Genomic DNA, 447 nt, shown 5'->3' on the forward strand with positions numbered 1-447 from the left:
GGCAAGCTCTTCGCCTTCGATGGTGCGGCCGTCTGAAACGATTTTGGCTTTTTCCAAGGCTAGACCGAGCAGCCATTGGTCTTTTTCCAATTCGTCTTTGAGATAGCGCTCTTGTTTGCCGTATTTGGCTTTGTACAAAGGCGGCTGGGCGATGTAGATGTAGCCGCGTTCGACCAGCTCGGGCATTTGGCGGTAGAAGAAGGTCAGGAGCAGGGTGCGGATGTGCGCGCCGTCCACGTCGGCATCGGTCATGATGATGATGCGGTGGTAGCGCAGTTTTTCGGCATTGAATTCTTCTTTGCCGATGCCTGCGCCTAGAGCGGTAATCAGCGTGGCGACTTCTTGGCTGGCCAGCATTTTTTCAAAACGTGCTTTTTCGACGTTCAAAATTTTACCTTTGAGCGGCAAAATCGCTTGGAATTTGCGGTCGCGGCCCTGCATGGCGGA

At 53.5% G+C, this 447-nt stretch carries 1 protein-coding gene; it reads right to left on the minus strand.

From position 1 onward, the window contains the following. The coding region (locus ACTHUT_RS22010; protein ID WP_440419948.1) for a toprim domain-containing protein at nt 1–447 on the minus strand (447 nt) is incomplete at both ends.

It is taken from the genome of Neisseria sp. P0022.S010, from assembly GCF_051956635.1.